General features: G+C 55.5%; 18 protein-coding genes. 11 read left to right on the top strand and 7 right to left on the bottom strand.

Going from position 1 to position 23,640, the window contains the following annotated elements:
• Positions 1-181 precede the first annotated feature (181 nt).
• Complete coding sequence (locus tag RIC29_03535; protein ID MEQ8733970.1) at positions 182-1,639, top strand: NAD(P)/FAD-dependent oxidoreductase; 1,458 nt, start codon at positions 182-184, stop codon at positions 1,637-1,639.
• Between the two features lie 6 nt (positions 1,640-1,645).
• A complete protein-coding gene (locus RIC29_03530; GenBank protein MEQ8733969.1) occupies positions 1,646-3,085 on the top strand; it encodes an NAD(P)/FAD-dependent oxidoreductase in 1,440 nt (479 codons plus the stop codon).
• A gap of 12 nt (positions 3,086-3,097) precedes the next feature.
• Here the strand turns inward: RIC29_03530 and RIC29_03525 are convergent, their stop codons facing one another.
• The gene (locus tag RIC29_03525; GenBank protein MEQ8733968.1) at positions 3,098-3,712 is read right to left on the bottom strand and encodes a hypothetical protein; all 615 of its coding nucleotides are present in this window, start codon (positions 3,710-3,712) and stop codon (positions 3,098-3,100) included.
• 210 nt (positions 3,713-3,922) lie between these two features.
• Between RIC29_03525 and RIC29_03520 the strand changes: the two genes are divergently transcribed.
• Positions 3,923-5,731, top strand: a complete 1,809-nt coding sequence (locus tag RIC29_03520; protein ID MEQ8733967.1) for an autotransporter domain-containing protein — start codon at positions 3,923-3,925, stop codon at positions 5,729-5,731.
• 81 nt (positions 5,732-5,812) lie between these two features.
• On the top strand, positions 5,813-6,787 hold the full coding sequence (locus tag RIC29_03515) for an alpha/beta hydrolase (protein MEQ8733966.1): 975 nt from the start codon (positions 5,813-5,815) through the stop codon (positions 6,785-6,787).
• Positions 6,788-6,804: 17 nt separating this feature from the next.
• Here the strand turns inward: RIC29_03515 and RIC29_03510 are convergent, their stop codons facing one another.
• The gene (locus tag RIC29_03510) at positions 6,805-7,332 is read right to left on the bottom strand and encodes a VOC family protein (GenBank protein MEQ8733965.1); all 528 of its coding nucleotides are present in this window, start codon (positions 7,330-7,332) and stop codon (positions 6,805-6,807) included.
• 242 nt (positions 7,333-7,574) lie between these two features.
• Between RIC29_03510 and RIC29_03505 the strand changes: the two genes are divergently transcribed.
• The 5 genes from RIC29_03505 to RIC29_03485 all read left to right on the top strand — a co-directional run bounded on the left by RIC29_03505 (position 7,575) and on the right by RIC29_03485 (position 16,499).
• Positions 7,575-8,780: a class I SAM-dependent methyltransferase gene (locus RIC29_03505; protein MEQ8733964.1), complete on the top strand. Its 1,206-nt coding sequence runs from the start codon at positions 7,575-7,577 to the stop codon at positions 8,778-8,780.
• Positions 8,781-8,896: 116 nt separating this feature from the next.
• On the top strand, positions 8,897-11,017 hold the full coding sequence (locus RIC29_03500) for a TonB-dependent receptor (GenBank protein MEQ8733963.1): 2,121 nt from the start codon (positions 8,897-8,899) through the stop codon (positions 11,015-11,017).
• An 8-nt stretch (positions 11,018-11,025) separates the two neighbouring features.
• Positions 11,026-11,490: a hypothetical protein gene (locus RIC29_03495; protein MEQ8733962.1), complete on the top strand. Its 465-nt coding sequence runs from the start codon at positions 11,026-11,028 to the stop codon at positions 11,488-11,490.
• A 110-nt stretch (positions 11,491-11,600) separates the two neighbouring features.
• Positions 11,601-14,138, top strand: a complete 2,538-nt coding sequence (locus RIC29_03490; GenBank protein MEQ8733961.1) for an ATP-binding protein — start codon at positions 11,601-11,603, stop codon at positions 14,136-14,138.
• Between the two features lie 132 nt (positions 14,139-14,270).
• On the top strand, positions 14,271-16,499 hold the full coding sequence (locus RIC29_03485; GenBank protein ID MEQ8733960.1) for an acyl-CoA dehydrogenase: 2,229 nt from the start codon (positions 14,271-14,273) through the stop codon (positions 16,497-16,499).
• A gap of 404 nt (positions 16,500-16,903) precedes the next feature.
• On the opposite strand, the gene RIC29_03480 is transcribed toward RIC29_03485, so the two are convergent.
• The 4 genes from RIC29_03480 to RIC29_03465 form a co-directional block, all read right to left on the bottom strand.
• Positions 16,904-17,554: an FMN-binding negative transcriptional regulator gene (locus RIC29_03480; protein MEQ8733959.1), complete on the bottom strand. Its 651-nt coding sequence runs from the start codon at positions 17,552-17,554 to the stop codon at positions 16,904-16,906.
• 26 nt (positions 17,555-17,580) lie between these two features.
• Positions 17,581-18,438, bottom strand: a complete 858-nt coding sequence (locus RIC29_03475) for a DMT family transporter (protein ID MEQ8733958.1) — start codon at positions 18,436-18,438, stop codon at positions 17,581-17,583.
• 78 nt (positions 18,439-18,516) lie between these two features.
• A complete protein-coding gene (locus RIC29_03470; protein ID MEQ8733957.1) occupies positions 18,517-19,470 on the bottom strand; it encodes a calcium/sodium antiporter in 954 nt (317 codons plus the stop codon).
• Positions 19,471-19,545: 75 nt separating this feature from the next.
• Positions 19,546-20,133: a glutathione S-transferase family protein gene (locus RIC29_03465; protein MEQ8733956.1), complete on the bottom strand. Its 588-nt coding sequence runs from the start codon at positions 20,131-20,133 to the stop codon at positions 19,546-19,548.
• A gap of 318 nt (positions 20,134-20,451) precedes the next feature.
• On the opposite strand from RIC29_03465, the gene RIC29_03460 reads away from it, so the two are divergent.
• Together RIC29_03460 and RIC29_03455 are read left to right on the top strand one after the other, a co-directional pair.
• A complete protein-coding gene (locus RIC29_03460; GenBank protein MEQ8733955.1) occupies positions 20,452-21,525 on the top strand; it encodes a VOC family protein in 1,074 nt (357 codons plus the stop codon).
• Between the two features lie 122 nt (positions 21,526-21,647).
• Positions 21,648-22,673 (top strand): amidohydrolase family protein, encoded by a 1,026-nt coding sequence (locus RIC29_03455; GenBank protein MEQ8733954.1) that lies wholly within the window; start codon positions 21,648-21,650, stop codon positions 22,671-22,673.
• 3 nt (positions 22,674-22,676) lie between these two features.
• Here RIC29_03455 and RIC29_03450 read toward each other — a convergent pair whose 3' ends face one another.
• Positions 22,677-23,447, bottom strand: coding sequence for a helix-turn-helix domain-containing protein (locus tag RIC29_03450; protein ID MEQ8733953.1), 771 nt, complete (start codon positions 23,445-23,447; stop codon positions 22,677-22,679).
• Between the last annotated feature and the right edge of the window lie 193 nt (positions 23,448-23,640).

Below are 23,640 nucleotides of genomic sequence, written 5' to 3'. Positions count from 1 at the left end.
CTCCGCACCATAAGCGGGGAGCAGCCGCTTTCCCATACACTTTGTCCGGTTCATTTAGAGGCTTAGGCCGATTAACAACCTCCGTCGAGGCGTAATCACCCAGTGATTATGGCTTCGGTGGGCATGGCGTGGCACTGTTAAGCACGGCACGATGATGAGAGCTGAATGAGGAGCCATAGCTATGACCACGACGCGCAGAACAGCTTTGAAAGCAGGGGCGGCTTCGGCGGCAACCCTGGCATTGGCCAGCACCAGCGTCCGGGCTCAAAAAGACCCCGATGTCATTGTCATCGGCGCGGGCTTATCCGGCCTGTATGCGGCCATGCTGATCGCCGAAACCGGCGCCTCAGTTCAGGTCATTGAGGGGCGGGATCGCGTTGGTGGCCGCTTGTTCAGTGCACGCAATGTGGAAGGCAACCCGGAGTGGGGGGGTGATTCCATCCTCGGTGGCTATGGCCGGATGCAGGATGTGTCGGCCAATGTGGGCATTGAACTGGTCGATCACCAATCCCGCCGTGATCTCTCGCCCGAGGCGCACAAAGACCCCACCAACACCGAGTTGGCCTTGCGCGGCAAACTCATTCCCCAGGCAGACTGGCCGACCCATCCGTTGAACGTCATGCCCGAGGGCGCGAAATCACGCTTTCCAGGTCGTGGTTTTTTTCAATCAGAAATCGGCAAAGTAAATCCTCTGGACGCCTTTGAAGATTGGCTGGATGCCGACAGCGCCAAGTTTGACCGCTCCATTTACGAGGTGTTCAAGGACATGGGCTGGAGCGACGAAGCCATTGAACTGAATTACAACACCAATGTGCAATATGGCACCTCGGCCCACGACATTTCATCGCTGATGTGGTTCTTCACTCAAGCCTGGTTCAAGTTGCAGGGCGATCTCGATCGTGTGGCGTTTAAGGCGCCGAGCGGTAATCAAAGCATTCCCGAAGCCATGGCCGCCACGCTGCCCGGTGAAGTTCATCTAAATAAAGAAGTCATTGGTATTCGCAGTGAGTCCAGCCACGCTGAAGTTCTTTGTCAGGATGGCACCGTCTACCGCGCCAAGCGGGTGATTTGCTCCATGCCCATCCCGACCATGCGCTGGCTAAAATTTGATCCCCTATTGCCCGCCTTAAAAGCGCAAGCCATTGCCACCACACCGGTGCAAAAAATCACCAAGGTTATTCTGGTGCCGAAAAAACCCTTCTGGGAAGAAGATGGGTTTAGCCCCGCCATGTGGACCGACACCGATTGCGGTGAAGTCCGCGCCTTGCGGGAAGGCGAAGACGCCAACAAAATCACCTGCCTTATGGCGTGGGGCCGGGGCCATTTGGCCGACCGCCTCGACAGCTTCAGCGACGAAGAGGCCATGGCCCGTGTCGTTGCCGATTACGAAACCATTCGTCCGGCCTCCAAGGGCCTGTTGGAACCCGCGGGCATTAAATCCTGGCAGAGCGATCCTTTTGCGGCTGGCGATTGGGCGGTGTGGAGCCCCGGCACGGTGTCCACCTTTGTCAAAGCCATTATAGACCCGGCAGATCGTATTCACTTCTGTGGCGAGCACACCGCGACCTCCAACCGGGGCATGGAAGGTGCCATGGAATCCGGCGAACGGGCCGCCTTCGAAGTGCTGGATACGATCTAGGGCGTGATGACACATTCACGACGCACCTTTCTGAAAACGTCCGTTGCAGCCGCAACCGTAGCAACGTCTTCTTTATCGTCGCGCGCGCTGCGGGCTAAAACCACAGCCGACGTGATCATCGTCGGCGCGGGACTCTCCGGCCTGTATGCCGCCCAGCTGCTGGCGGCGGAAGGCGTCAAGGTTGTTGTGTTGGAAGGGCGCGACCGCGTTGGCGGCCGTCTCGAAAGTTTCCGCCATGTTGAGGGACAGCCCGAAGCCGGCGGGGATTCTATCCTCGGCGGCTATGGTAGGGTGCGCAATCTGGTGGCCGAGCATGATCTTGCGCTGATCGACCACGCGCCGCGCCGGGGCCTGTCACGCACCGAGATCGCTCTTGGTGGCAACGTCATACCGCGCGCGGATTGGGCGGCGCATCCGTTGAATCATATGCCCGAAGAGGCCAAGTCGGCGTTTCCAGGCCGTCGCTTTTTTGAATCTATCGTTGAGAAAGCGTCCCCTCTGAAGAGTTTCGAGGCCTGGGCCGAGCCGCACACCAAACCGTACGACCGCTCGGTCTATGCGTTCCTCAAAGACCAAGGGTGGAGCGATGCCACCATCGAGCTCAATTACAACACCAACATTGGGCGCGGCACCTCGGCGCATGATTGCTCTATCCTCACCTGGTTCTTCCGTGTCGGCTGGGACAATTTGCAAGCCGACCTGGACGACGTTGCGCTTAAAGTCAAAGGCGGCAATCAGGCCCTGCCCGAAGCCATGGCCGCCAAGCTGTCCGGCGACGTTCACCTCAACAAAGCCATTGCCGCTATTCAGCAAGATGCCACCGGGGTGGATGTCACCTGCGAAGATGGCAGTGTGTTCCGCGCCAAACGGGTGATCAATTCCACACCGCTGCCACCGCTCCGCTGGATTCATTTTGACCCGCTGTTGCCGTCGCAGCAGGCGGCTGCGATCAAGATGCTGCCGTCCATGTACATCAACAAAATCGTGATGCGGGCCAAAGACCCTTTTTGGGAGGACGATGGCTTCGGCCCCGGCATGTGGACCGATACCGTCGCGGGACAGGTCGCGGCGTTGCGTCAGCTTGAGGACGATATGTCCGTCACCGGTCTCGTCGCCCGCGCCCGCGGCAACATGGCACTGAAGCTCGACACCCTAGGGGCCGAAGCGGCTCAAGCTTTGGTCATATCCGAATATGAAAAAATGCGGCCTGCCGCCAAAGGCAAGCTAGAAGCTGTGGCCTATAAATCTTGGGCGCAAGATCGCTTCGCCGGTGGCACCTGGATGGAATGGCAGCCAGGTCAGGTGCATCAGTACCAACCCTATCTGGCGCAAGCCGCCGGGCGGGTGCATTTTTGTGGCGAGCACACCGCGCAAACAAACCGGGGCATGGAAGCCGCAGCCGAGTCCGCCGAACGCTGCGCCTTTGAAGTGCTGGATGTGCTTTAAAGGACTATCCAACTACCCCAACACATACGGAATTTGATCCGGGCCGTAGTACTGCTCGACCGTGTTGTCTTTTTTATAAAAAATATTCTGCACGTAGGTGCCGCAGCGTTGGCTGCGCACAATTACCGCCACGGTCGGGCCATCGCCGTTGTACTCGGCGTGAATTTCCCAGGGTTTAATGTAATCCACATAGCCGGGCGTGACGTCCACAACCTCTGTTTCTTCCACCACCGCCGTTGCAGGCAGGTCACCGGGTGCGCCGCCATCGGTGCGGTCAAAGCGCAGCACCTGCTCGCCGCCGTCGACGACGCCGTAAAGTGTGTACGACTTCCCGTGATCGTGAATGGTGGTTTTGGCGCTGGCCTTTTTGATCAGGCCGTTAATGACAAAGCCGTAGTCCGGATCTTCATAAAACAACAGGTTGGCGTGCTTGCCGTCCAGACCCAGTTTGGCCGGGCTGGTGGGCCAGGTTTTGGCGTGCTCATGCAGAGCTGGATCGCGCATCATCTCTTGCAGCAGGCCGCTGGCTTTTTCCCAAATCTCATCGTGATCCAAGCCCTGCGCGAACAAGGCGCGGACATCAGCGACAAATTTTTCTGCAGCGGGCAGCATGGGTTGACGGGTCATACAGAAGCGCTCCAAGTCACATCACAGAGAAGATTATAGTACGTTTTATAAACCACTGTCCCAATGTCGCACTGCAGCATATCCGCTGGGCGATTATGCAACAGTTCGGGGAAATCGAAGCCAAAATGACACGCTAATGTGCATCTCTGTTTTTATGCGACGACGCCTGTGCTTTACTCAACGCATAACGGACTTATGACGGGGAGGATTATGATGCTCAAACGCAATCTCATGGCGCTGGTGTGTGGTTTTGCTCTGATGAACGCAACGCCCACCTTGGCGCAGCAATACAGCGGCCTTTATGTGTTCGGCGACAGTTTGTCTGATTCCGGCAACGCCTTTGCGCTCTCTGGCGGCACCAATCCGCCGAGCCCGCCTTACTTCAATGGCCGCGTGTCCAACGGACCCGTCTGGGTCGAGAGCTTTGCACCCGCCCTGGGATTGACCTACAGCCAAGCCACCAACTTCGCCATAGCCGGGGCTGAGGCGGGGAGCCTCAACGCCATCGACGTTGGCAACCAGGTGCTTGGCTTTGTGGGCGCGGGCGGCACGGTCCCCTCAGATGCGCTGACGGTTGTGTGGGCGGGCAACAATGACTTCCTGCGCAACGCCGCAACAACCCCCTCCAGTGTGCTGACGGCCAATGTGGTGACCAGCATCGGCACGGCCATCGGCACGCTGAATGCTTTTGGCGCGCAGAACTTCCTCATTCCCAATTTGCCGAAGTTCGGCAGCACGCCGGGTGGCGCGTCCACCGGTCTCGGACCGCAGCTCAACCAGCTGGCCTCTTTTTACAACACCAACCTGCACGAAACTTTAATCGGGCTTGAGTCGTCCCTGGGCGTCAATATTTTCATTATGGATATTGAAGGTCTGTTCGATGATGTGATCGCCAATCCTTCAGTGTACGGCTTGGTCAACGTCACAATTCCGTGTCTTGACGGCAGCGCACAACCCACCGGTGCGTGCCCGACCACAGCGGCGGCGGATGCAACACTGTTTTGGGACGCCATTCATCCCACCACCGCCGCACATTCCGTGGTCTCGCAATTTGCCAGCGCCACCTTGGCGATGTTTGACCAACCCCGCGTGGTCGCCAGCAACTCCTACATGGGGCCGATTATTTTGGATGCCCAACGTCAGGGCACCGAGCAACGCCTGATGACCGTCCGCTCCACCAGCAACGGGCAAAACGCGCCGGCCAATGTATATGTCTCCTATCGCATGGGCACCGGTGATCGCGATGACCGTCCTGCCGCCGCTGGATTTGATTATGACTATGATGTCATCACCCTCGGTATTGATAAATCAGTCGGCTCTGGCTGGGTGGTCGGGGCCGCTGTTGGTCTCGGCAACGGTGAAGTTGAAATGCTCACCGGCGAAGAAAACGAAGTCGAAAGTCTCATGGCCTCTGCCTATGTCAGCTTCAACGGTGAGAGCGGCATGTTCATTGATTTTGCGGCTGGCATAACGGCGGACGATTACGACACCGTGCGCGATACCTCTTTCACCTTCCGTCCGACGGCGATGGGGGAAACCAGCGGCACCAACGTTTCAATTAACGCAGACGTGGGCTACACCATGGAAGCGGGCGGGGTTCGTATTGGTCCGTTCGCCGGCGTCCGCTTTGTCTCGAGTGACATCAGTGCCTACCAAGAAACCGGGGCCGAGATGCTCAATCTGACGGTGCTTGATCAACGCTCCAGTGGCATTGTTGGAGCTGTTGGCTTTGAGCTTGGCGGGGCCTATTCCTCCCGTGATATTCAGATTATCCCGACCATCCGCGTGGCTTATGAAACAGAGCTGGACAGCATCGGCTACGGGGCCAGCGTTCAAACGTCGACAGGGCAAATTGCGACCATCGGGCGCGGCGATTATTCCGACAACCGCATTGTCGCCAATGCGGGTCTGGCGTTGGTGGGCAACCGCTTCTCTGTCTCCGTCAGCTATCAGGGCACGATGGATTATTCCGATGGCAAAGACGAAGCGATTTTGGGACGCCTTTCTTACGTGTTTTAAATCAGCCAAGTCTCAACGATTTCCAGAACGCCCGAGGTGTGATGTGGGAGTAGTATATCCTTCTTGAAGTAGGAAATGGCTATGATAACGCGTCGGCAATTCGCGGGTATTGGACTTGGTTTAACGACCCTATCCGCAGCGAGCGGACTTGCGGCGTTGTCTTACCGCAGGACTCTTAAGCAGGCCCGCGCAAATATTGAGCGTGGCAACAGCACAATAGTACAAAGCCGCTTTGGTTCACTCGAATATGCTGAGATGGGTGAAGGGCCACCCTTTTTGATGATCCATGGAACAGGTGGTGGCTTTGATCAAGGGTTGCTCTTTGCGAAGCGGCTCGCTGCATCTGGATACCGGATCATTGCTCCGTCGCGTTTTGGGTATCTCCGTTCTTCAATGCCAGTTGATCCGTCACCTCAAAACCAAGCCGACGCGTTGGTTGATCTTCTTGATCTGCTTGGTATCCAAAAAGCAGCTATCGCTGGTGGGTCCGCCGGTGCGCTCTCGGCTCTGGAGTTCGCCATCCGGCATCCTGGGCGCTGTGCCGCTTTAATCCCGATTGTACCAGCGACATATGCCCCCAATCGTCCGCCCGCGCGGCCTTGGAGCCCGCTGCAAAACCTTATTGCTCAGAATGTCTTGCAGTCAGATTTTCTGTTTTGGACGGCAATTACAACCATGCCAGACGTGATTATAAAAACGCTGCTGGCAACGGATCCTGGCTTGGTCTCAGCCGCAACCCCATCTGAACAAGAACGTGTTTCAAACATACTGCACGGCATTCTACCGGTCAGTGACCGGGCGGAAGGATTACTCAATGACGCCCGTCAGGCCGGAAACCCGCCCCCGGCCATGCTCACCAAAATTACAGCGCCGACTTTGGCAATTTCGCTGGAAGATGATCGTTTCTTAACCGTTGATGCGGCGCGCCATATCGCTGCCCAAGTGACAGGCGCACGGCTGATCGTTTACCGGCAAGGCGGTCATGTCTGGGTGGGACATGATAAAGAGATTTTTGACTCCGTCTCAGGATTTCTAGCAGATATAGGGTTTGCTTGATGCGAATTTAAGCCAGCCTATTCCGGCTCGCCTTGCCATTCCCCGGCCCATTTCTCTGGCTTGTCGCCCTCAACCGCTTTGGCGGGGTCCCATTCGATCAGGTTGATCTTTTCGCCATCGGGGCCGCGCAGGGCCATTTCCCGCTGTTTCACATAGCCCCGGACCCGCAGCCGGGCCGGTTCACAGACAAGGGTGTGCGGGTGGTCTTTGGCGCGGAGGACGACTTCATCCAGATCGCTGCAGTAAAACACCATGCACAGTTCGCCGAGGTTACAGCCCTCGCTGTCCCGTTTGATCTTGGGCGGCTCCGGGTTTTTCACTTCAAACAGCCCGACCATGCCGTAGGCTGAGTAGTCTGGATGCTTCAGCACGCAGACCCGGGTGGTCACGCCATCTGGCATACCGATGAATTCGTGCATGTTGCCGCCAACCGCTGTGCCTTCTGAGTAGACCTCGGTCAGGCCCAGCACCTGAGTGTAAAATGCTTTGGATTGCTCTAAATTTGACACCTGTAAGGCCGCGCGGACCATCTGACTGAGTTTCATAGTTTTTCCTAATAGGGGCCGATTCCCTAGCATCCGGAAGGGCTTTCGCCTCAAATGAGTTATTGTGTTCAGAGTATAGGGTTTCCGGGCCTTTGCGTGAACCTGCTTTGCGACAAAAGCGCATACCAGGACCGTTTTACGAAACTTTGCAAAACGTAAGGCTTATAGATGCCGAATAGGTTTTCTCATCTCCTCCGTTTTTGCTAGATTTTAGCGGATTATTTTTCAGGAGGAGAGACCAGATGTTAGACCGCCGTTCACTGTTTGCCGCCACGGCTGCCGTGGGGTCCTTTGTTGGCGCCGCCTTTGGCAGTCGCAAAGCGACCGCCGCCACAACCTATGCCACCAACCGCACGCTTCCGGGTGAGGTTGAGCCTCGCGGCACCGATGGTCGGCACGAGCGTCTCCCGACCCTGCACATGGAAAGCCAACATGATTTCCATTCCGGGTTCCGTGGCTGGCATGCGACCCATGCCAACAAGGCCGCCCAGCAGCGCGTTGAGAAGATCATGGAAGATAAGGGTCTCGACAAACGCGCGCCCATGAGCGTCGAAGAGGCTCTGCCAATGATTGAGAATGATCACGTGGTCGGCACCAGCGGTCGCACCTGGATCAGCAACCAGCAGATCATGTGGAAGGGTATGCAGGACTACTATCACGAACATGCCGATGCCTACCTGGCCGAAATGGAAGCCACCGATAACATTGGTCCCGGCACGCTGGAACTGAACCCGGACATGGAAATCCCCACCTACACCAAGCATGAAATTCACATGCAGCCCGGTGGCTATGTCGGCGATGCCTTCGCAGGTCATCTGTATCACTACGGCACCAACAATTTTTATACCGGTGGTCGCGGTGACAATGAACAGGATCAAATTCACATCGGCACCGCCGAGCGCATGCCGTTGCCCGAAGATGGCAAGGTCAAACGCATCCTGGTGCAGGGCTGTGGACCCGGTCAGTTCACCGTGGCGCTTAAAGAGCGTTTCCCGGATGCCGAAGTTTGGGGCATTGATGTCGGTGGGCCGCTGGTCCGGTATGGTCATATGCGCGCTGTTGAACTGGGTGTGGATGTCAACTTCGCCCAGCGTCTGGCGGAAGACACCAAGTTCCCGGATGATCACTTCGATATCGTGACCTCCTTCATCATTCACCACGAACTGCCGGCCGATAAAACCCGCGAAGTGTTCCGTGAAGCCTATCGCGTTACCCGTAAGGGCGGCTATTTCTATCCGGTTGATTTCCAAACCCGGCCCGACAAGAATCCAGCCTATGCCCAATACCGCACCTGGTGGGATCACCGCTGGAACACGGAAGTGTGGAGCAAAGAGTTCCGCAGCATCAATATGGAGGATGAACTGGTAAATGCCGGCTTCAAACTCAAGGAAGATGCCGTTGCGGTGTTGCGTGGTTTTGGTGTCCGTCACGCCATAAAACAAGCGTAAGCCAAACAAACTAATGATCGCTTGGGAAACCCCGCTGATACGCGGGGTTTTTCATTTGGGAACACCCGTGCATAAAACATCTCACTGCGGGGATATGGATCAAGATAGGGTAGGGTATGATTCGGTTCTTTGGCTCAGGTTTTGCGACGGTTATCATTGGTTTCATGGGTTTCATGGGTTTCACAGCCCTGGCGCAAGACCCTGAAGTGCGCGATCGCACGGCGGATGAAACGTCGTCGGTCGTCGTATACGAAGCGGATTACTTTGCACCCTATAACCCTATCACCGTTGAGGATATGCTCAACCGCATCCCCGGCACCGAAGGTGTGGTGGGGAATTTTAACCAGGAGCAGGAAGAACGCCGCGGCTTAAGGTCGAACACCGATCAGATCATGATTGATGGCAAGCGTTTAACCGGGAAAGAAAACGAGGGCGGCAGCTTTCTCGAGCGCTTCCCGGCAAAATCTGTCGCACGCATTGAGTTGATCACCGGCAATGTCCGTGAACTGGATACGGATGTGGGCGTGCGCGTGATCAACGTTGTTCTCAAAGAAGGTGCAGGCTCAGGCAGCGGTTATGCCCAAGTCGGTGTCTTTGCGTTTTCCGATGGTCCTGCGCAACCCATGGGCAGCATTGCCTACAATGGTTCCGCCGGAAATTTATCTTATACATTTTCTGCACAAACCAGGCCCGGGCAATCGCCGACCGATGTAATTGACATCATCACCACGCCCAATGGTGAACGGACGGGTGTCATTGAAGAAGAGCGCCGCCAGAAACAAAGACAATACGAGGCGCGCAGCGCGCTGACCTACAATTGGGAGGGCGGTCAAACGCTCCAGGTGAACGGTCTTTTTAACACGTTTCCCCTCGACAACGACGACACCACGGTCATCTTTGTTGACCCGGGCTCGGGCCCGCTGATCCAGCAGGGCACTGTGGTGGATAACATCACGGGCAAAGACAACACCTGGGAAATTAGCGGCGACTATAGCCAGGCGCTCAGCAAATCGATGAATTTCACGGGCTTATTCATTTACTCCCGGTCCACTGAAGACCGCGAGAATGAAAACTTCGCGCGGATTGGCGATGACCTTGTTATTCAGGGCGGTGACGGTCGCGACGAGACAAGCACAGAAAAAATTCTGCGTGGGACCGTCAATTGGAACATTGCCAAAAAGCACGATCTAGAAATTGGCGTCGAAGGAGCCATTAACACCCTCGACAAAGACCTGAATTTCTTTTCAGTCGTGGGCGGCGAACAGATCGATATTCCCATCATCAACAGTGATCAACGCATCACCGAAGACCGTGTCGAGGGCTTCAGCACCTACAGTTGGAAACCGGTTGATGGTCTGGAAATTGAAACCGGCCTGGCCGCTGAATATTCTGACCTGACCCAGATCGGAAGTGACGTGGGCACCGAGCGGTCGTTCACCTTCGTCAAACCCAGCCTGGATATCTGGTACAACGCCATTCCCGATACGCAACTGTGGTTTTCGGCCCGGCGCGATGTTGGCCAACTGGACTTCGATGACTTTGTCGCCACTGTCAATCGCGAAGACAACGAGGTTCTCTCCGGGAACCCCAATCTGGCGCCTGAAAAATCCTGGGACTTTGAAGTGGGGGCCGAGCGCCGCCTCAGCAATGGCATTGGGGTGGTCAATGGCCGCGTGTTCTACCGCCGCGTCAATGACGTGAAAGACCTCATTCCCTTTGGCCTCACGGATTCCCAACCTGGTAATCTCGGCAGTGGCGATCATTACGGGGTCGAGGTGGAAACCAGTATCCGTTTTGGCCGCTTTACCAATGTGGATGCGGTGGTGAGTGGATCGGTTCTGCTGCAGGACTCAAAAGTCGAAGACCCCTTTACCGGTGTTAAACGCCGCTTCGGCAATCAGCACGAATATGAATACAAAATGGAAGCCCGCCATGACCTAAAGGCATTTGGGACATCCTATGGCTTTGATTTGTCCAAGAAAGGCCCGCAGTTGGAAAGCGATGTGCTTGAGTTTGACCGTAAGTCCGTCACGCTGGATGCTCGTATTTTTCTGGAACAAACAATTATGGAGGGTACGATCCTCCGTTTGTTCTGGGCCAATATGCTCGAGGTCACCAACAAACGGGTCCGCACTATTTTTACTCCGAATCAGGCCAGTGGTAACATCGACCGTATCGAGTTTCGGGAGGCCGAGCGCGGTTGGATTGCGGGGTTCCGCCTCAGATCGTCCTTTTAGGAGGTAACATGAAATTATTAAAAATCGCGGTTGTTGCGTTGATGAGCCTCAGTGGCTTCACCCCAGTCCAGGCCAACACTTCAGCCGAATATGAAGCGGCCAAAGCAGCGATTTGGGCGAAAGAACTCGCGATCTATGACGCCTGGGGCAAAACGGGTCTGGATTATTACATCGAACATGCGTCCCAGCATTACGTCGGCTGGCCGCCCGGCTCGCCGCAGCCATCATCGCTTGACGATCTTAAACGTATGCAGGCCAACTTGGTTGTGCCCAATCAGGAAAAGCGGGAAATTACTTTTGATGACCTAGCGCTGCACGACGACACGGCAGTCCTGTATTACACCACCCACAGAACCATGCTTCCCGATGGCACCGCCGTTGATGAATTGCTGCACATCTGCCATGTGTGGGTGCGGGATGAAACCGGCGACTGGAAGATGCTTGGTGCATTGGGCCGGGTTGAGCGGGACTAAGCGGACTCTCGAAAACCGATAAGTTGAACATCAGCCTAACAATAATCAAGCGGACGCAAGGACGTTTTTACGTGTTACTCTAAAATCTAATCCACATTTAGATTTGGTCTATGGCACAGTTCCGGCTCATCCTTTTTGTTTTCTCCATTGTTGCTTTGGCAGCCTATCCGCTGCAGTGGTTGTGGTTCTATAAACCGTCGTCCGATTTGCCGGGGACGCATTTTTTCACGACGCTGGTCTTCGCGTTGTTATTTTTCGCGTTGACCCGCAAGGACGAGGGGCAGCATCAGAGGCTTTATCTGGGGGCGTTGAGTGCCGTCGCTCTCATCGTTATATGGCGTTTCATTGAAATCCTTGCAGGTCTATCCGTTTTAGATGATGTCCAGGCAGTACTGATTGGTGCCACCAGTGCGGCCCCGTCAATGGGGGTGCTGACTGATCTGGCCCTTCTCAGCTTGCTTCTGTCACTGCTGTTTGCCCGCGCGAAATTAGGCATTCCAGCTCAAGCTGCGTTTGTGGTTTCTGCCGGGATCACCGTTGTTTCCTTAATCGGTCATGCGGTTGGAGCCGAGAACTACTATGGCGAGATGGCTGTGGTGACCACTGTGCTCATGGCGCTCGCCTGTGCCGCCAGTTTTGAAAAACTAAAATCCTTCGAGCCCATCCAGTTCTTTTTTGAAGGTCAGACTTATAGCCGTAACATGGGGCTGCGGGCGGTATTGTATAACGCCAATATTCTTATTTTGGCCCTGTTATTCACCCGCCTTGATTCTCGGTTTGAGAATTTTTTGCCGCTGATTGTGATGGCCATTATCGCGTTTCAATTCACGCTGTTCGTGCAAGGCACGTATACCTATGTGCGCTCGGTCAAACGCGAGAATAAACAGAAGGACGACCTCAAACGTCTGTCCGAAAAAGCCAATCGGGCGAGCGAAGCAAAATCGAAATTTCTGGCTGTCATCAGTCATGAATTACGCACCCCGCTCACCGGTATCATCGGTTTGGCTGACCTCCTGCGTTTGACCAAATTAAACCAGGAGCAAAACCAGCATTTAGATGAACTTACGGGTTCAGCTGAGAACCTAACGTTTTTACTCAATGAGGTTCTCGATTTTTCAAAAATTGAATCCGGTCACCTCAAGTTGGAAAACCGCGCGTTCAGTTTGACAGAACTCCTGCGCGGCATTCAGAGTTTGTTTTCGTCCGTCGCATCAGCTAAGGGATATCTGCTCGGCCTGGAACTTTCAGACCTTAAACAGGATGCCGTTGTGGGCGATCCCACGCGTCTCCGTCAGGTCATCAGCAACATCGTCAACAACGCCATTAAGTTTACTGAAAAAGGAAGCGTTACGATCGAGGTCACCCAGTCTGTCGGTGACTCAGGTCTGGCGAACACTGCGATCTCGGTCAAAGATACCGGACAGGGTATACCGGCAGACCGTTTGGACTCTATCTTCGATGCTTTTTCTCAAGTGGATGACACCATCACCCGGCAGTTCGGGGGCACCGGCCTCGGTCTCTCTATTGCAACTTCGCTTATGGACTTTATGGGGGGGCACATTACGGTCGAGTCCGTGGTTGGATTGGGTTCAAAGTTCACGGTTGAGGTTCCCCTCATCGTTGCCAATGCTGCGCAAATTGAAGAAATCCTGCAGCGGCAAAACTATCGCGCATCTAAAAATGACCTCATTGCCCAACATCTTAACAGCGCACAAAACGCGAGAAAACTCAGCGCGCTGGTGACCGATGATAACGAAACCATCCGTCAGCTTGTTACGGCCATGCTCACCAAAGCAGGACACACAGTGGTATCTGCCACCAATGGCAGAGAGGCCATCGACGCCTATAAGGCCCAGACTTTCGATGTCATTTTTATGGATATGCATATGCCGGTGATGAATGGCATCCAGGCCAGTGCTGCAATCCGTGCCTACGAAGCCGCGCACGCTAAGAAAAAACGCACACCAATCATCGCACTCACCGCCGATGTGTTGGAAGAGAACACGCAGCGCTGTTTAGAGGCCGGGGTTGATCGTGTTATCGGCAAACCCATCAACTGGGTGTTGTTATTTGAAACGGTTGATGAACTCGTTGATACGTCATCCGAAGATCAATCGCCGTCCACCGCAGATGATGCGAACCGGGCAAGCGGGTCTCTGGCCCAGGAAGTGTCGCTGGCCGAGGAAACCATTGACGAAGAGTCTGGCGAGAACGATGCGGTCGTCGTCCAGGGGACACTTGACACGAAGTCGGCGCAGAGCAATCAGGCGTTTATGGATATCGATATGATGAACTTTGAAATGGTGCGCGATCTGGAAGACGCGCTCAGCCATGAAGTGACCAGCCCAATGATGTTGAACTTTGCGAAAAATCTTGCAGAGCATGTCGACTCTTTTGTGGCGGCTGTAGAGACAGAGTCGATTGAGGACCTGAAGAAAAAAGGGCATGCCATTAAGGGGCTCTGCCAGCAGTTTGGCGCGCAACGCCTTGGCGAGGTCGCGGCCTTTATCGAGTATGACGCGGCGTCCGTAGAGGAGATGAAAGCGCTTCTTCCTATTCTTGAGGCAGACTCCAATCAAATCACGGTCTTGGTGAATGAAACCCAAGGCCGCGCGCCGAATGAAACCCAAGGCCGCGCGCCGAATTAAACGCGAACCCTGGCAGAAGCTTTTTAATAACCCCATCTCTAAAAGCGAAACAAAATGCTTTGATGCGCGTTAGTATAGGGAGGCACCTTTAACTTACCCGATAAGGCGTGCTGTCACTCTGGAGTACCCGACATGAGCCTCAAGACCTTTCGTCGCGATTTCATTACTAAACCGTTGTTCGGCTGGGCGCGTAAAGCGCTACCCGCCATGTCCGGCACCGAGCGCGATGCGCTGGAAGCTGGCGATGTATGGTGGGATGCGGACCTGTTCAGTGGCAACCCGGATTTTACCAAGCTGTTCACAACACCGCCCGCAAAACTGACATCAGAGGAACAAGTGTTCCTGGATGGTCCGGTCAGTCACCTCTGCGCCTTACTCGATGATTGGAAAATTAATTGGCAAGATGGTGACCTGTCGCCCGAAGCTTGGGCCTATATTAAAGAACAGGGTTTCTTTGGGATGATTATTCCAAAGGAGCATGGCGGTCTTGGCTTCTCGGCGTTCGCCCATTCTGAAGTGGTGCGCAAAATTTCGTCACGGTCGTTGGTCGGGGCGGTCACGGTGATGGTGCCCAATTCCCTCGGCCCCGGCGAATTGCTCATGCACTACGGCACCGAGGCACAACGCAAGCATTGGCTGCCCCGCTTGGCCAAGGGTGAAGAAATTCCGTGTTTCGGTCTCACCAGCCCAGAAGCCGGGTCTGATGCCGCCGCGATGGTCGACGAAGGCATCGTCTGCCGCGATACCTTTGAGGGTAAAGAAGTTCTTGGGATCCGCCTGAACTGGCACAAGCGCTACATTACCCTGGGGCCGGTTGCGACTGTGCTCGGTTTGGCCTTTAAACTGCGTGATCCTGATCGCTTTCTGGGAGAAGATGAAGAGATCGGCATCACCGTCGCCCTGGTGCCAACCGACTTACCGGGCATCGACATTGGCCGCCGTCATTTACCCTCCATGCAGATGTTTCAGAACGGTCCCAACTGGGGCAAAGATGTATTCATCCCGCTCGACTATGTCATTGGCGGGCAAGCGCAAGTTGGCAACGGCTGGAAGATGCTGATGGGCGCGTTGGCCGCCGGGCGCGGCATTTCCTTGCCGTCCCTCTCTGCCGCGGGGGCGGCCTTCTCGGCCAGAACCACCGGTGCCTATGCGCGGGTGCGCCGTCAGTTCAATATTCCCATCGGCAAGTTTGAAGGGGTGCAAAAATTGCTGGGCCGTATGGCCGCTACGGCCTATCAACTGGATGCCGCCCGGGCGCTGACCTGTGCCGGGTTGGATGAAGGCCATAGCCCTGCCGTGATTTCCGCGATTATGAAAGCTCATGCCACCGACCGGATGCGCGAGTCCGTGGTCGATGCCATGGACATCCACGCCGGGAAGGCCGTCATCGACGGGCCGTCCAATTACCTCGGCAGCCTGTACCGCGCCATCCCCGTCGGTATCACGGTCGAGGGTGCTAATATTCTCACCCGCAATCTGATTATTTTCGGTCAGGGCTCGATCCGCTGTCACCCCTGGTTGCTGCAAGAGATGCTCGCGCTGCAAGACACCGATGACGCCAAAGCGCTGGACGAGTTCGATACCGCGTTTTGGGGCCATGTCGGCCACAGCCTGGCAACGCTGGGCCGCGCCTGGCTGCGCAGTTGGACCGGCGGACACCTCGCGCCAGATGCACCCCAGACCGGTGCTTTGGCCGGTCACGCCAAACAACTCAGCCGCTATGCCGCCGCCTTTGCTTTTGTCTCCGATATGGCCTTTCTCACTTTGGGCGGAGACCTCAAGCGCAAGGAAATGCTCTCGGCCCGCTTTGGCGATATTCTTTCTGAGCTCTATCTCTTATCTGCCGTGCTCAAGCGCTGGCAGGATGAGGGCAAGCACGAAGCAGATCTACCCTTGGTCGAATACTGCATGGCCGCTGGTTTGCACACCATCGAGCAGCGGTTTGAAGCGATCTTCGCCAATCTGCCGAACCGGGTCGTTGCTTATGCCTCCAAGTTTATTGTTGCGCCGCTGGGCAGTTATCGCCGGGGGCCGTCCGATGATCTCAGTATTGCGTGTGCCGAATTGATTCTCGCGCCATCGTCCACACGCGACCGCCTGACCGCGAATCTTTATCTCGGAAAAGACGATGATGGCGTCGCGGTCGTGGAACGCGCGTTTGCGCTCGCCATAGAAGCCGATCCGCTGATGCGTAAACTCAAAGACGCCGATGTTGACGGTGTCGATGCTGCCGAGGCCGCCGAGGCCAAGGGCATCTTCACGCCCGATGATGCCGCGCTCTACCGCCGCATGGAACAGGCCGTCGCAGCGGCCATCGCCGTGGATGACTTTGAGGCCGAGGCTTTTACGCGAGGTGTTTAATCCTAACTCAATCCGTCACCCTCAAATTTAGTCCGAGGGTCCAGGGTTATATGCGCTGCTCTGTGATCCGTGGACTCATCACTTATACCTAAACACTTACGTTTCCCTACTCCTGGGTCCTAGGAATAAATCCTAGGACGACCGACTGAAGTGTTCAGCGAAACGTGAGAATCATAATCTTAGTGCGTCACCCTCGGGCTTGTCCTTAGACCTAAACTCAATCCGTCGTTCTCGGATTTATCCTGAGCCCTAAACTCAATCCGTCACCCTCGGATTTAGTCCGAGGGTCCAGGGTGTTTAATCTCATAAGAGTTTTTTTGCTCTGTATTCTCGGACTAAATCAGAGAATGACGTCGGTGTTTTTTTAAAGCTTAATGACGCCTACGAGTCCAGCACCGCGAATGCTAATCTGCTTTCATCATCTCATGGACCGCTTGGCTGTCAGCGTCATCGTGTGTGCCTAAGCCTGTGGTTACACCGTTGCGATCCGCTTCATCCCGGTTCTGACTCAGCTTCCATTTGCCTTCCATATGGGTGACGGTCATTTCCAGGCCGACAATTGCGCCCATCATTTTATCCACAAAGTCTTCTGGCGCGTCCGTCACTTTCCACTGATGCGCAAATTGGCTTTCATGTTCATCTGTCAGTTGGGTCAAATGGGCATGCAGCCACGCGGGCTCGCTGATGGTTCTCACGCTGCCCTTCACATGCACCACAGCGTAATTCCAGGTGGGGACCACTTTGGCATGGACCAGTTTGCTCGAGTACCATTGCGGCGTGACGTAGGCTTGAGGCCCATGAAAGAGCGCCAGCGTTTCAACACCATCGCCACCGTTCTCTATTTCTTTCCAATGATCATTGGCCCGCGCCACATGACCAGTCAACTTTTGGCCTGACCCATGATCATTTTGGTTCAGATATAAGGGCAAATGACTGATCGTTACGCCCCGCTTTGCGGTCGAGATCAATGTCGCAAACGGATAGGCGCGTACGAAATCACACAACTGCGTTTCATCCGACATTTTAAAACGGGCAGGATTATAAATTTTGAACACACTGGTCCTCCTGTAACGATATTTCTCTAACTCATCTTCAACGCAATGGCCCCGATGGCAATGACCGCCGCGGCTGCGATGCGGCGTTTGCCAAAGGCCTCGCCCATAAACATCGCGCCCAGCATCGCCGCAAACACCACGCTGGTCTCGCGCAAGGCGGCCACTTCAGCGGTTTGCCCCAAGCGCAGGGCATACAAAGCCAAGGTGTAGCTGATGACGCCGAGACCCCCTGAGTAAAACCCGGCGCGCGTGTTTTCCTGAATCACGGCGACCAGAGTCCGCCGCCGCCACAGCGCGGCGCCAATTGGAAACAGCGTCCCATCCAGCAGAAATATCCAGGCAATATAGGTCAGCGCCACGTCCACCGTGCGCACCCCCGTGGCATCAATCAGGGTATACAGCGCAATGCAAATGCCACTGACCATCGCAAAGGCCAGCGCTGGTCCTTTGGATGACAGCAACGTCACAGCACTTCGGCGCTCCAGGGCAAAGGCAAAAATACCAAGTGAGAGAACCACTAAGCCTGCAAACTGAAACAGCGATAAGTCTTCCGCCAGAACCAGATACGCGCCAAGACCCGTCAGCACCGGTGCAATGCCCCGCATCACCGGATAGACCAGCGATAGATCGCCATAACGATACGCATTCACCACGCACACATGGTAAATCATGTTGACCGTAACCGAAGCCATCAGCAGGCCCCACACTGGCGCGGTGGGTAGGGGCACAAAAAACACAACCGGTAATGCCACAATCGCGAACATCGCCATGCTGATGGCCCGAATGGCCAGCTTATCGCCGCCGGCTTTCACCAGGGCGTTGCTCACGGCATGAAACACCGCCGATGTGAGAATTAAAATTGTCGCCAGAACGTCGGGAGACATGAGGGCTCCTTCAATGACTTAGGGCTACAAACTCTGGCCCCATTAAGATTTCTCACTCTCAATCATGAAATCACAGCACTAAGCGTTTGCCAGCAGATAGCCGACATAGGTGCAGTATCCGAGCAGTAAAACCAGACCCTCGCGGCGGCTAATGCGCCAGCCGGTGCGGGCGAAAATCACAAACACCAAGGTCACGCCAACCATAACCCAGATATCCAGCGCAACGATGGCGGCGGGAACTTCCATCGGCTGCAGCAGGGCCGTGACGCCAAGAATACCCAGAATGTTGAAGATGTTGCTGCCAATCACATTGCCAAGTGCGACATCACTTTGGCCTTTACGGGCGGCAATAATCGATGTGATTAACTCCGGCAAAGAGGTGCCGATGGCGATGATCGTCAGCCCGATGACGGTCTCCGAGATGCCCATTGTGGTGGCAAGAGACACCGCCCCCTGAACGACAAACCGCGCGCTGACGATCGTAATCACCATGCCGGAAATCAGCATCAGTACGTTTTGCCACAGGGGCTTTTCCGTCGGCGACAGCGTTTCCGCTTCCGATATATAAACCTCGGCGGCTGCCGATTGGCCACGGCGCTCGGCATACAGTGTGCCGCAAAGATAAACGGTCAAACACAGCAGTAGGATGCCTCCTGCAATGCGCCCCACCTCGCCAAACAAAACAACACCAAGGCAGAGCAGCGAAGCCAGCAGCACAACCGTTCCGTCACGCTTCAGAGCCGCCGCATTGACGATGATGGGATGCATCAGCGCAGCGAGCCCAAGGATCAGAAGAATGTTTGCGATATTGCTGCCAACCACGTTGCCCATGGCAATCCCCGGAGAACCCGCAAAAGCCGCCTGAACGCTGGTTACCAGTTCAGGCATGGAGGTGCCGAACCCCACCAGCGTCAGGCCGATGATCATCGGAGAGATTTTGAGCCGTGTCGCAATTGAGACCGCCCCCTGCACCAGCATGTTGCCGCCTAAAATCAAACCCCCAAAACCAGCGGCGATAATCAGAAAATCCATGGTCGTCTCATCTTCTCTTTAAAAATCACTCCGCCAAGAACATCTTGGCCAATGCAGCTTAACAATGTGCACAGGTCACGTGTTGAGTCCCAACATCTGTTCACATCTTGCAATCCACGCCCGCACATTGGGGCGCGAGGTCAGGTCAAAGCCACCCTCGTCGGCCACGCGTGTATAGGCCACTAACGCGATGTCGGCGAGAGTGATGTGGTCACCCACAAACCAGCTTTTACCGTCTAAAACTTGCTCCATATGGTCCAGAGCCTGTTCGCCCCGCTCCACCCGCAGGGGATCGCGGGATTCCTTGTTCTGGCCCAGATACACCATGTGAAACCGGCACCCCGCCACGAAAAACTCGTGGCTGTTCTGTTCCCAAAACAGCCAGCTGTTGATTTGGGCGCGCACATAGGGGTCCGTTGGGAAGAGGGGCGTGCCCTCGGCCAGATACGAGGTAATGGCATTGGATTGCGTTAGCGCCCGGCCATCGTCCAGCAGCACCGTCGGCACCTGGCCTGCGGGGTTCATGGCGAGAAAATCCGCCGTGCGGCTTTCGCCCGCCATGATGTCCACGTCAATCCACGCATAGGGCAATTTTAAATACTCCGCCGCCCATTTTACTTTCAGGCAGTTGCCCGAGCCCAGGTCGCCGTAAATTTTCATCATGACGCTTACTCCATGTCAGCAATCACCGGCCGTTAAACCGTTGATCTGTTGAATATGGGCGACCTGGAAAAAGCGATGCTGTGAAATGCGCATAAAAAAAGGCCGCCCGATTTCGGCGGCCTGGGATCAGACACGATGACCCGCACCCGCCAATTAGGCAGTCTTCCACTTCGCTGTTCGTGTTGTGTGCGTGTGTGTCATAGCGCAGTCTCTTTCTCATAAGTTGAGTTGATTGGCAAGTGGGGTTGGGAGTTTAATATGCTCTAAAGAAGCAACTGCGACGACGACGTCCAAGGTCATACAGCGCGAGGATTAAACATGATCAGACCGAACACCCTGTTTTCTTTAACTTCGATGTGCGCCGTTATATTCATATTTGGCGGACCTCTGCGCGCCCAAACGACCAACCCCGAAACCATCGATCTCTCCCAGCGGCGCGGCATGCAGGAGATGGTGGTCAGCGTGAAGTTCCTGGACCGCGCGGTTGAGATGTATCAACAAATCGCCGGTTGGGAGGTCGCGTATCGCGGCACCGCGCCTGCGGCCCAGGCCATCCACTGGGACCTGCCCGCCGATACGGTGATCGAGCAGGCAGTGTTGCGTGTGCCCGGCACCGAGAAAGGCTACCTGCGTCTGGTCAAGTTTGTAGATGTTGCGCAGGTGCGCATTCGCTCCAGTGCGCGGCCGTTTGATACTGGCGCTATTTTCAACTTCAACACCCTGGTCAAAGATCTCGACGGTACCTTTGAGGAGATGCGCGACCATGGCTTTGTCGGCTTTGCCGATCCCACCTATTACACGATCTTTGGCAAGGAATACGGCGGTGCCATGCTGCGCGGCCACGATGGTGTGGTGATTAATCTGCTGTACCGCGTGAATGACCCTTACGCCGACATCCCGCCGTTCACAAAAATGAGTCATGTGGTCAACGCCACCCAGATGGTTGATGACTACGAGAAAAACCTCGATTTCTTCCAAAACAAACTGGGCTGGCACACGCGCTGGGAAGCGGCCCCAAAATGGCCCGAAGACGGCTCCAACAACATGAGCATCCCCAACAATTTATTGCTCGATGGCACGGTCACGGAAATGGCCGCGAGTTTTCTGTTTGAGGAGGGGGCTGATGGCGGCAGCATCGAGATTTTCAAATTCACCGGCGCATCCGGGGCCGACTATTCACACCGCGCCCATCCGCCCAATCTGGGCGTGCTGATGTATCGCATCCATGTGCCGGATCTCGACGCTTACGCGGACAAAATCATCGCCAACGGGGTTGAGGTCATCCGCCCCATAACAATGTTATCCATCGCGCTTTATGAAGATGCTAAATCGATGATCATCAAAGCCCCCAGCGGCGCTTGGATTGAGTTGTTCGAACAGCAAGACCGGTAAGCCGCCCACATTGTGGGCAAGGGGAGGCCAGCCGGTTTGTTCTTTGGCGGCGGTGGTTTAGGCACAACACATCTCCGCTGCTGTTCGGCGTTTGTGCGCCGACCCAAAAAAGGACTACCCTCATGTCTAGCCTCGTCATTGATGCCGATACCCATGTTGTTGAAAACGATTTCATCTGGGATCACCTCACCGAGGCCGATAAAGCCCATCGCCCGGCCGTCGTAAAGAACGAGACCACCGGCAAAGAATTCTCGGTCATCGATGGCGTTCTTTACCCAAAAGGGGGGCAGAAGCTGATCGCTTATCCCGATGGCACCCGCGATCTGGCCGATGTCGACACCCGCATTCAACAGATGCGCAGCTTCGGCGTTGACGTTCAGATCATCTATCCCAGTCTGTTTCTCGGCCTGCGTGCCAAGAAGCCCGAGACCGAGCTTGCCTTGGTGCGCTGCTACAACCGCTGGCTGGCCGAAACCTGTGCCACTCAGGGCGAGGCCATGAAATGGGTCGCGGTGCCGTCGACCATGAACATCGCTCAATCTGTTTCAGATATGGAAGAGTGGGCAAAGCTCGGTGCTTGCGGCCTGCTCATCAAAGGCTTCGAAGGCGAGCGCACCGTCAATCATACAGACTTCTGGCCGCTGTATGCCAAAGCCTCCGACCTCGGGTTGCCCATTTGCGTGCACATCGGCCACAGCAGCAGCGGCCTGGCCGGGATTGACGGCATGGCGGGAAACCCGGTGGGCTTGGTCATGTCAAACCTGGTTGCCTTCAGCTCCCTCGTTTGCAGTGAAATCCCGGCGGCGTTTCCAGCCCTCAAATGGGGCTTCATCGAAAGCGGCTCCGAATGGCTGGAGTTCGCCATTTCACGGTCCGAGCGCTACCAGGCGCGCTACGATATTCAGAACCACACCGAAACCATGCTGGCGGGCAAGCGCCTGTTCGTCACCTGTGAATTCCATGAGAACATCACCCGCACCATTGACCGGGTGGGAGAACATTGCCTGATGATCGGCACCGACTACGGCCACTCCGACACCAGCACAGAACTGGAAGCGCTCAAACTGCTGGAACAGCGAGAGGACATTGACGCGGGGCTCGCCTCAAAAATCACGCGCGAAAACCCCGCTGCGTTTTACAAACTTTAGGCGTTAGGGCTCAGGTGTTCTGTCAACAAGGATCAGCCGCAAACGCTCGGCGACCTGTTGCAGTTTGGGCAGGTAGTCGGCCTTCAGTGTTTTGCTGTCCAGGGCTGAGGCAAAAAAGCGCATCGACAGGCAGGCTTCGACCTTTTTGTTCAACAGGATCGGTATAGAAATTGCGGCGCTTCGGTAGTCTCCCCGGTAATAAGCATAACCCTGTTTCTGAATTTTAGGAATGCTGCTGTTCAGCAGGGCAAGGCGCTGTTTCAACACATCATCCGCCAGGGGGAATTGCTCCAGACTCTGTTTAATCAGAGCATCGCGCTTTCTTTTTGGGCAGTGGGCCAGATAGGCAAACCCGGCTGCACTGCCCAGCAGCTGAATGGCGATGCCTGTGACATTTGGGATTTCTGTATAAGGGCTGGCCAGGTCCGTGGTGATGCGTGACACCAGCGCCGCGCCGCGCGGCGTGGTCAGGGTCACCGGCCACAGCACGTCTTCCGCCAGGTCGAACATCAACGGCTTGGCTTTTTCCGCCAGCCAGTCCACATCGGCAAAGCCGACGCTCAGGTGTTTGACCCGGGACGTCAGCCACAGCGTTCCGGTTTCTGTGTCGCGCACCGCATACCCGCCTTCCACCAAGGTCTCCAGCAGGCGAAACACCGTGCCTCTTGGAAAACCAGTTTCGGCGGCGATTGCTGTCACGGTCGCGCCATTGTTCCGGTTCAGCGCTTCAAGCACGTTCAGAGTTTTGAGAACAGATCGAACAGTTTTCGTCATGGGTCTGATGTGCCTGGGTTACTCGCGTCAACTGTGTCAGCAGATTTAGCTTCGGCGTCGTAGCTTTATATATAAACCATCAGGCGCCTGCCCACAATGTGGGCAACACCCCTATGCCCCCTATAGTTTGAACCGCGAGGACGCGACAGTTATGCTTTGGTAATCGCTGAAGAGTCCAATCCATGGTCCGGGG

Source organism: Rhodospirillaceae bacterium (assembly GCA_040219235.1).
In the GTDB taxonomy this organism is placed as follows: Bacteria; Pseudomonadota; Alphaproteobacteria; order Rhodospirillales; family Rhodospirillaceae; genus WLXB01.
Note: the sequence above shows the minus strand (reverse complement) of the source record. Positions and strands in the feature narration are given on the sequence as shown.

What these genes read in the sequence shown, in the direction of transcription:
- RIC29_03455 (MEQ8733954.1), top strand. Translation starts at nt 21,648, where the DNA reads ATGTCTAGCCTCGTCATTGATGCCGATACCCATGTTGTTGAAAACGAT.
- RIC29_03450 (MEQ8733953.1), bottom strand. Translation starts at nt 23,447, where the DNA reads ATGACGAAAACTGTTCGATCTGTTCTCAAAACTCTGAACGTGCTTGAA.
- RIC29_03510 (MEQ8733965.1), bottom strand. Translation starts at nt 7,332, where the DNA reads ATGAAACTCAGTCAGATGGTCCGCGCGGCCTTACAGGTGTCAAATTTA.
- RIC29_03470 (MEQ8733957.1), bottom strand. Translation starts at nt 19,470, where the DNA reads ATGGATTTTCTGATTATCGCCGCTGGTTTTGGGGGTTTGATTTTAGGC.
- RIC29_03485 (MEQ8733960.1), top strand. Translation starts at nt 14,271, where the DNA reads ATGAGCCTCAAGACCTTTCGTCGCGATTTCATTACTAAACCGTTGTTC.
- RIC29_03490 (MEQ8733961.1), top strand. Translation starts at nt 11,601, where the DNA reads ATGGCACAGTTCCGGCTCATCCTTTTTGTTTTCTCCATTGTTGCTTTG.
- RIC29_03460 (MEQ8733955.1), top strand. Translation starts at nt 20,452, where the DNA reads ATGATCAGACCGAACACCCTGTTTTCTTTAACTTCGATGTGCGCCGTT.
- RIC29_03475 (MEQ8733958.1), bottom strand. Translation starts at nt 18,438, where the DNA reads ATGTCTCCCGACGTTCTGGCGACAATTTTAATTCTCACATCGGCGGTG.
- RIC29_03530 (MEQ8733969.1), top strand. Translation starts at nt 1,646, where the DNA reads ATGACACATTCACGACGCACCTTTCTGAAAACGTCCGTTGCAGCCGCA.
- RIC29_03495 (MEQ8733962.1), top strand. Translation starts at nt 11,026, where the DNA reads ATGAAATTATTAAAAATCGCGGTTGTTGCGTTGATGAGCCTCAGTGGC.
- RIC29_03465 (MEQ8733956.1), bottom strand. Translation starts at nt 20,133, where the DNA reads ATGATGAAAATTTACGGCGACCTGGGCTCGGGCAACTGCCTGAAAGTA.
- RIC29_03500 (MEQ8733963.1), top strand. Translation starts at nt 8,897, where the DNA reads ATGATTCGGTTCTTTGGCTCAGGTTTTGCGACGGTTATCATTGGTTTC.
- RIC29_03505 (MEQ8733964.1), top strand. Translation starts at nt 7,575, where the DNA reads ATGTTAGACCGCCGTTCACTGTTTGCCGCCACGGCTGCCGTGGGGTCC.
- RIC29_03525 (MEQ8733968.1), bottom strand. Translation starts at nt 3,712, where the DNA reads ATGACCCGTCAACCCATGCTGCCCGCTGCAGAAAAATTTGTCGCTGAT.
- RIC29_03520 (MEQ8733967.1), top strand. Translation starts at nt 3,923, where the DNA reads ATGATGCTCAAACGCAATCTCATGGCGCTGGTGTGTGGTTTTGCTCTG.
- RIC29_03535 (MEQ8733970.1), top strand. Translation starts at nt 182, where the DNA reads ATGACCACGACGCGCAGAACAGCTTTGAAAGCAGGGGCGGCTTCGGCG.
- RIC29_03515 (MEQ8733966.1), top strand. Translation starts at nt 5,813, where the DNA reads ATGATAACGCGTCGGCAATTCGCGGGTATTGGACTTGGTTTAACGACC.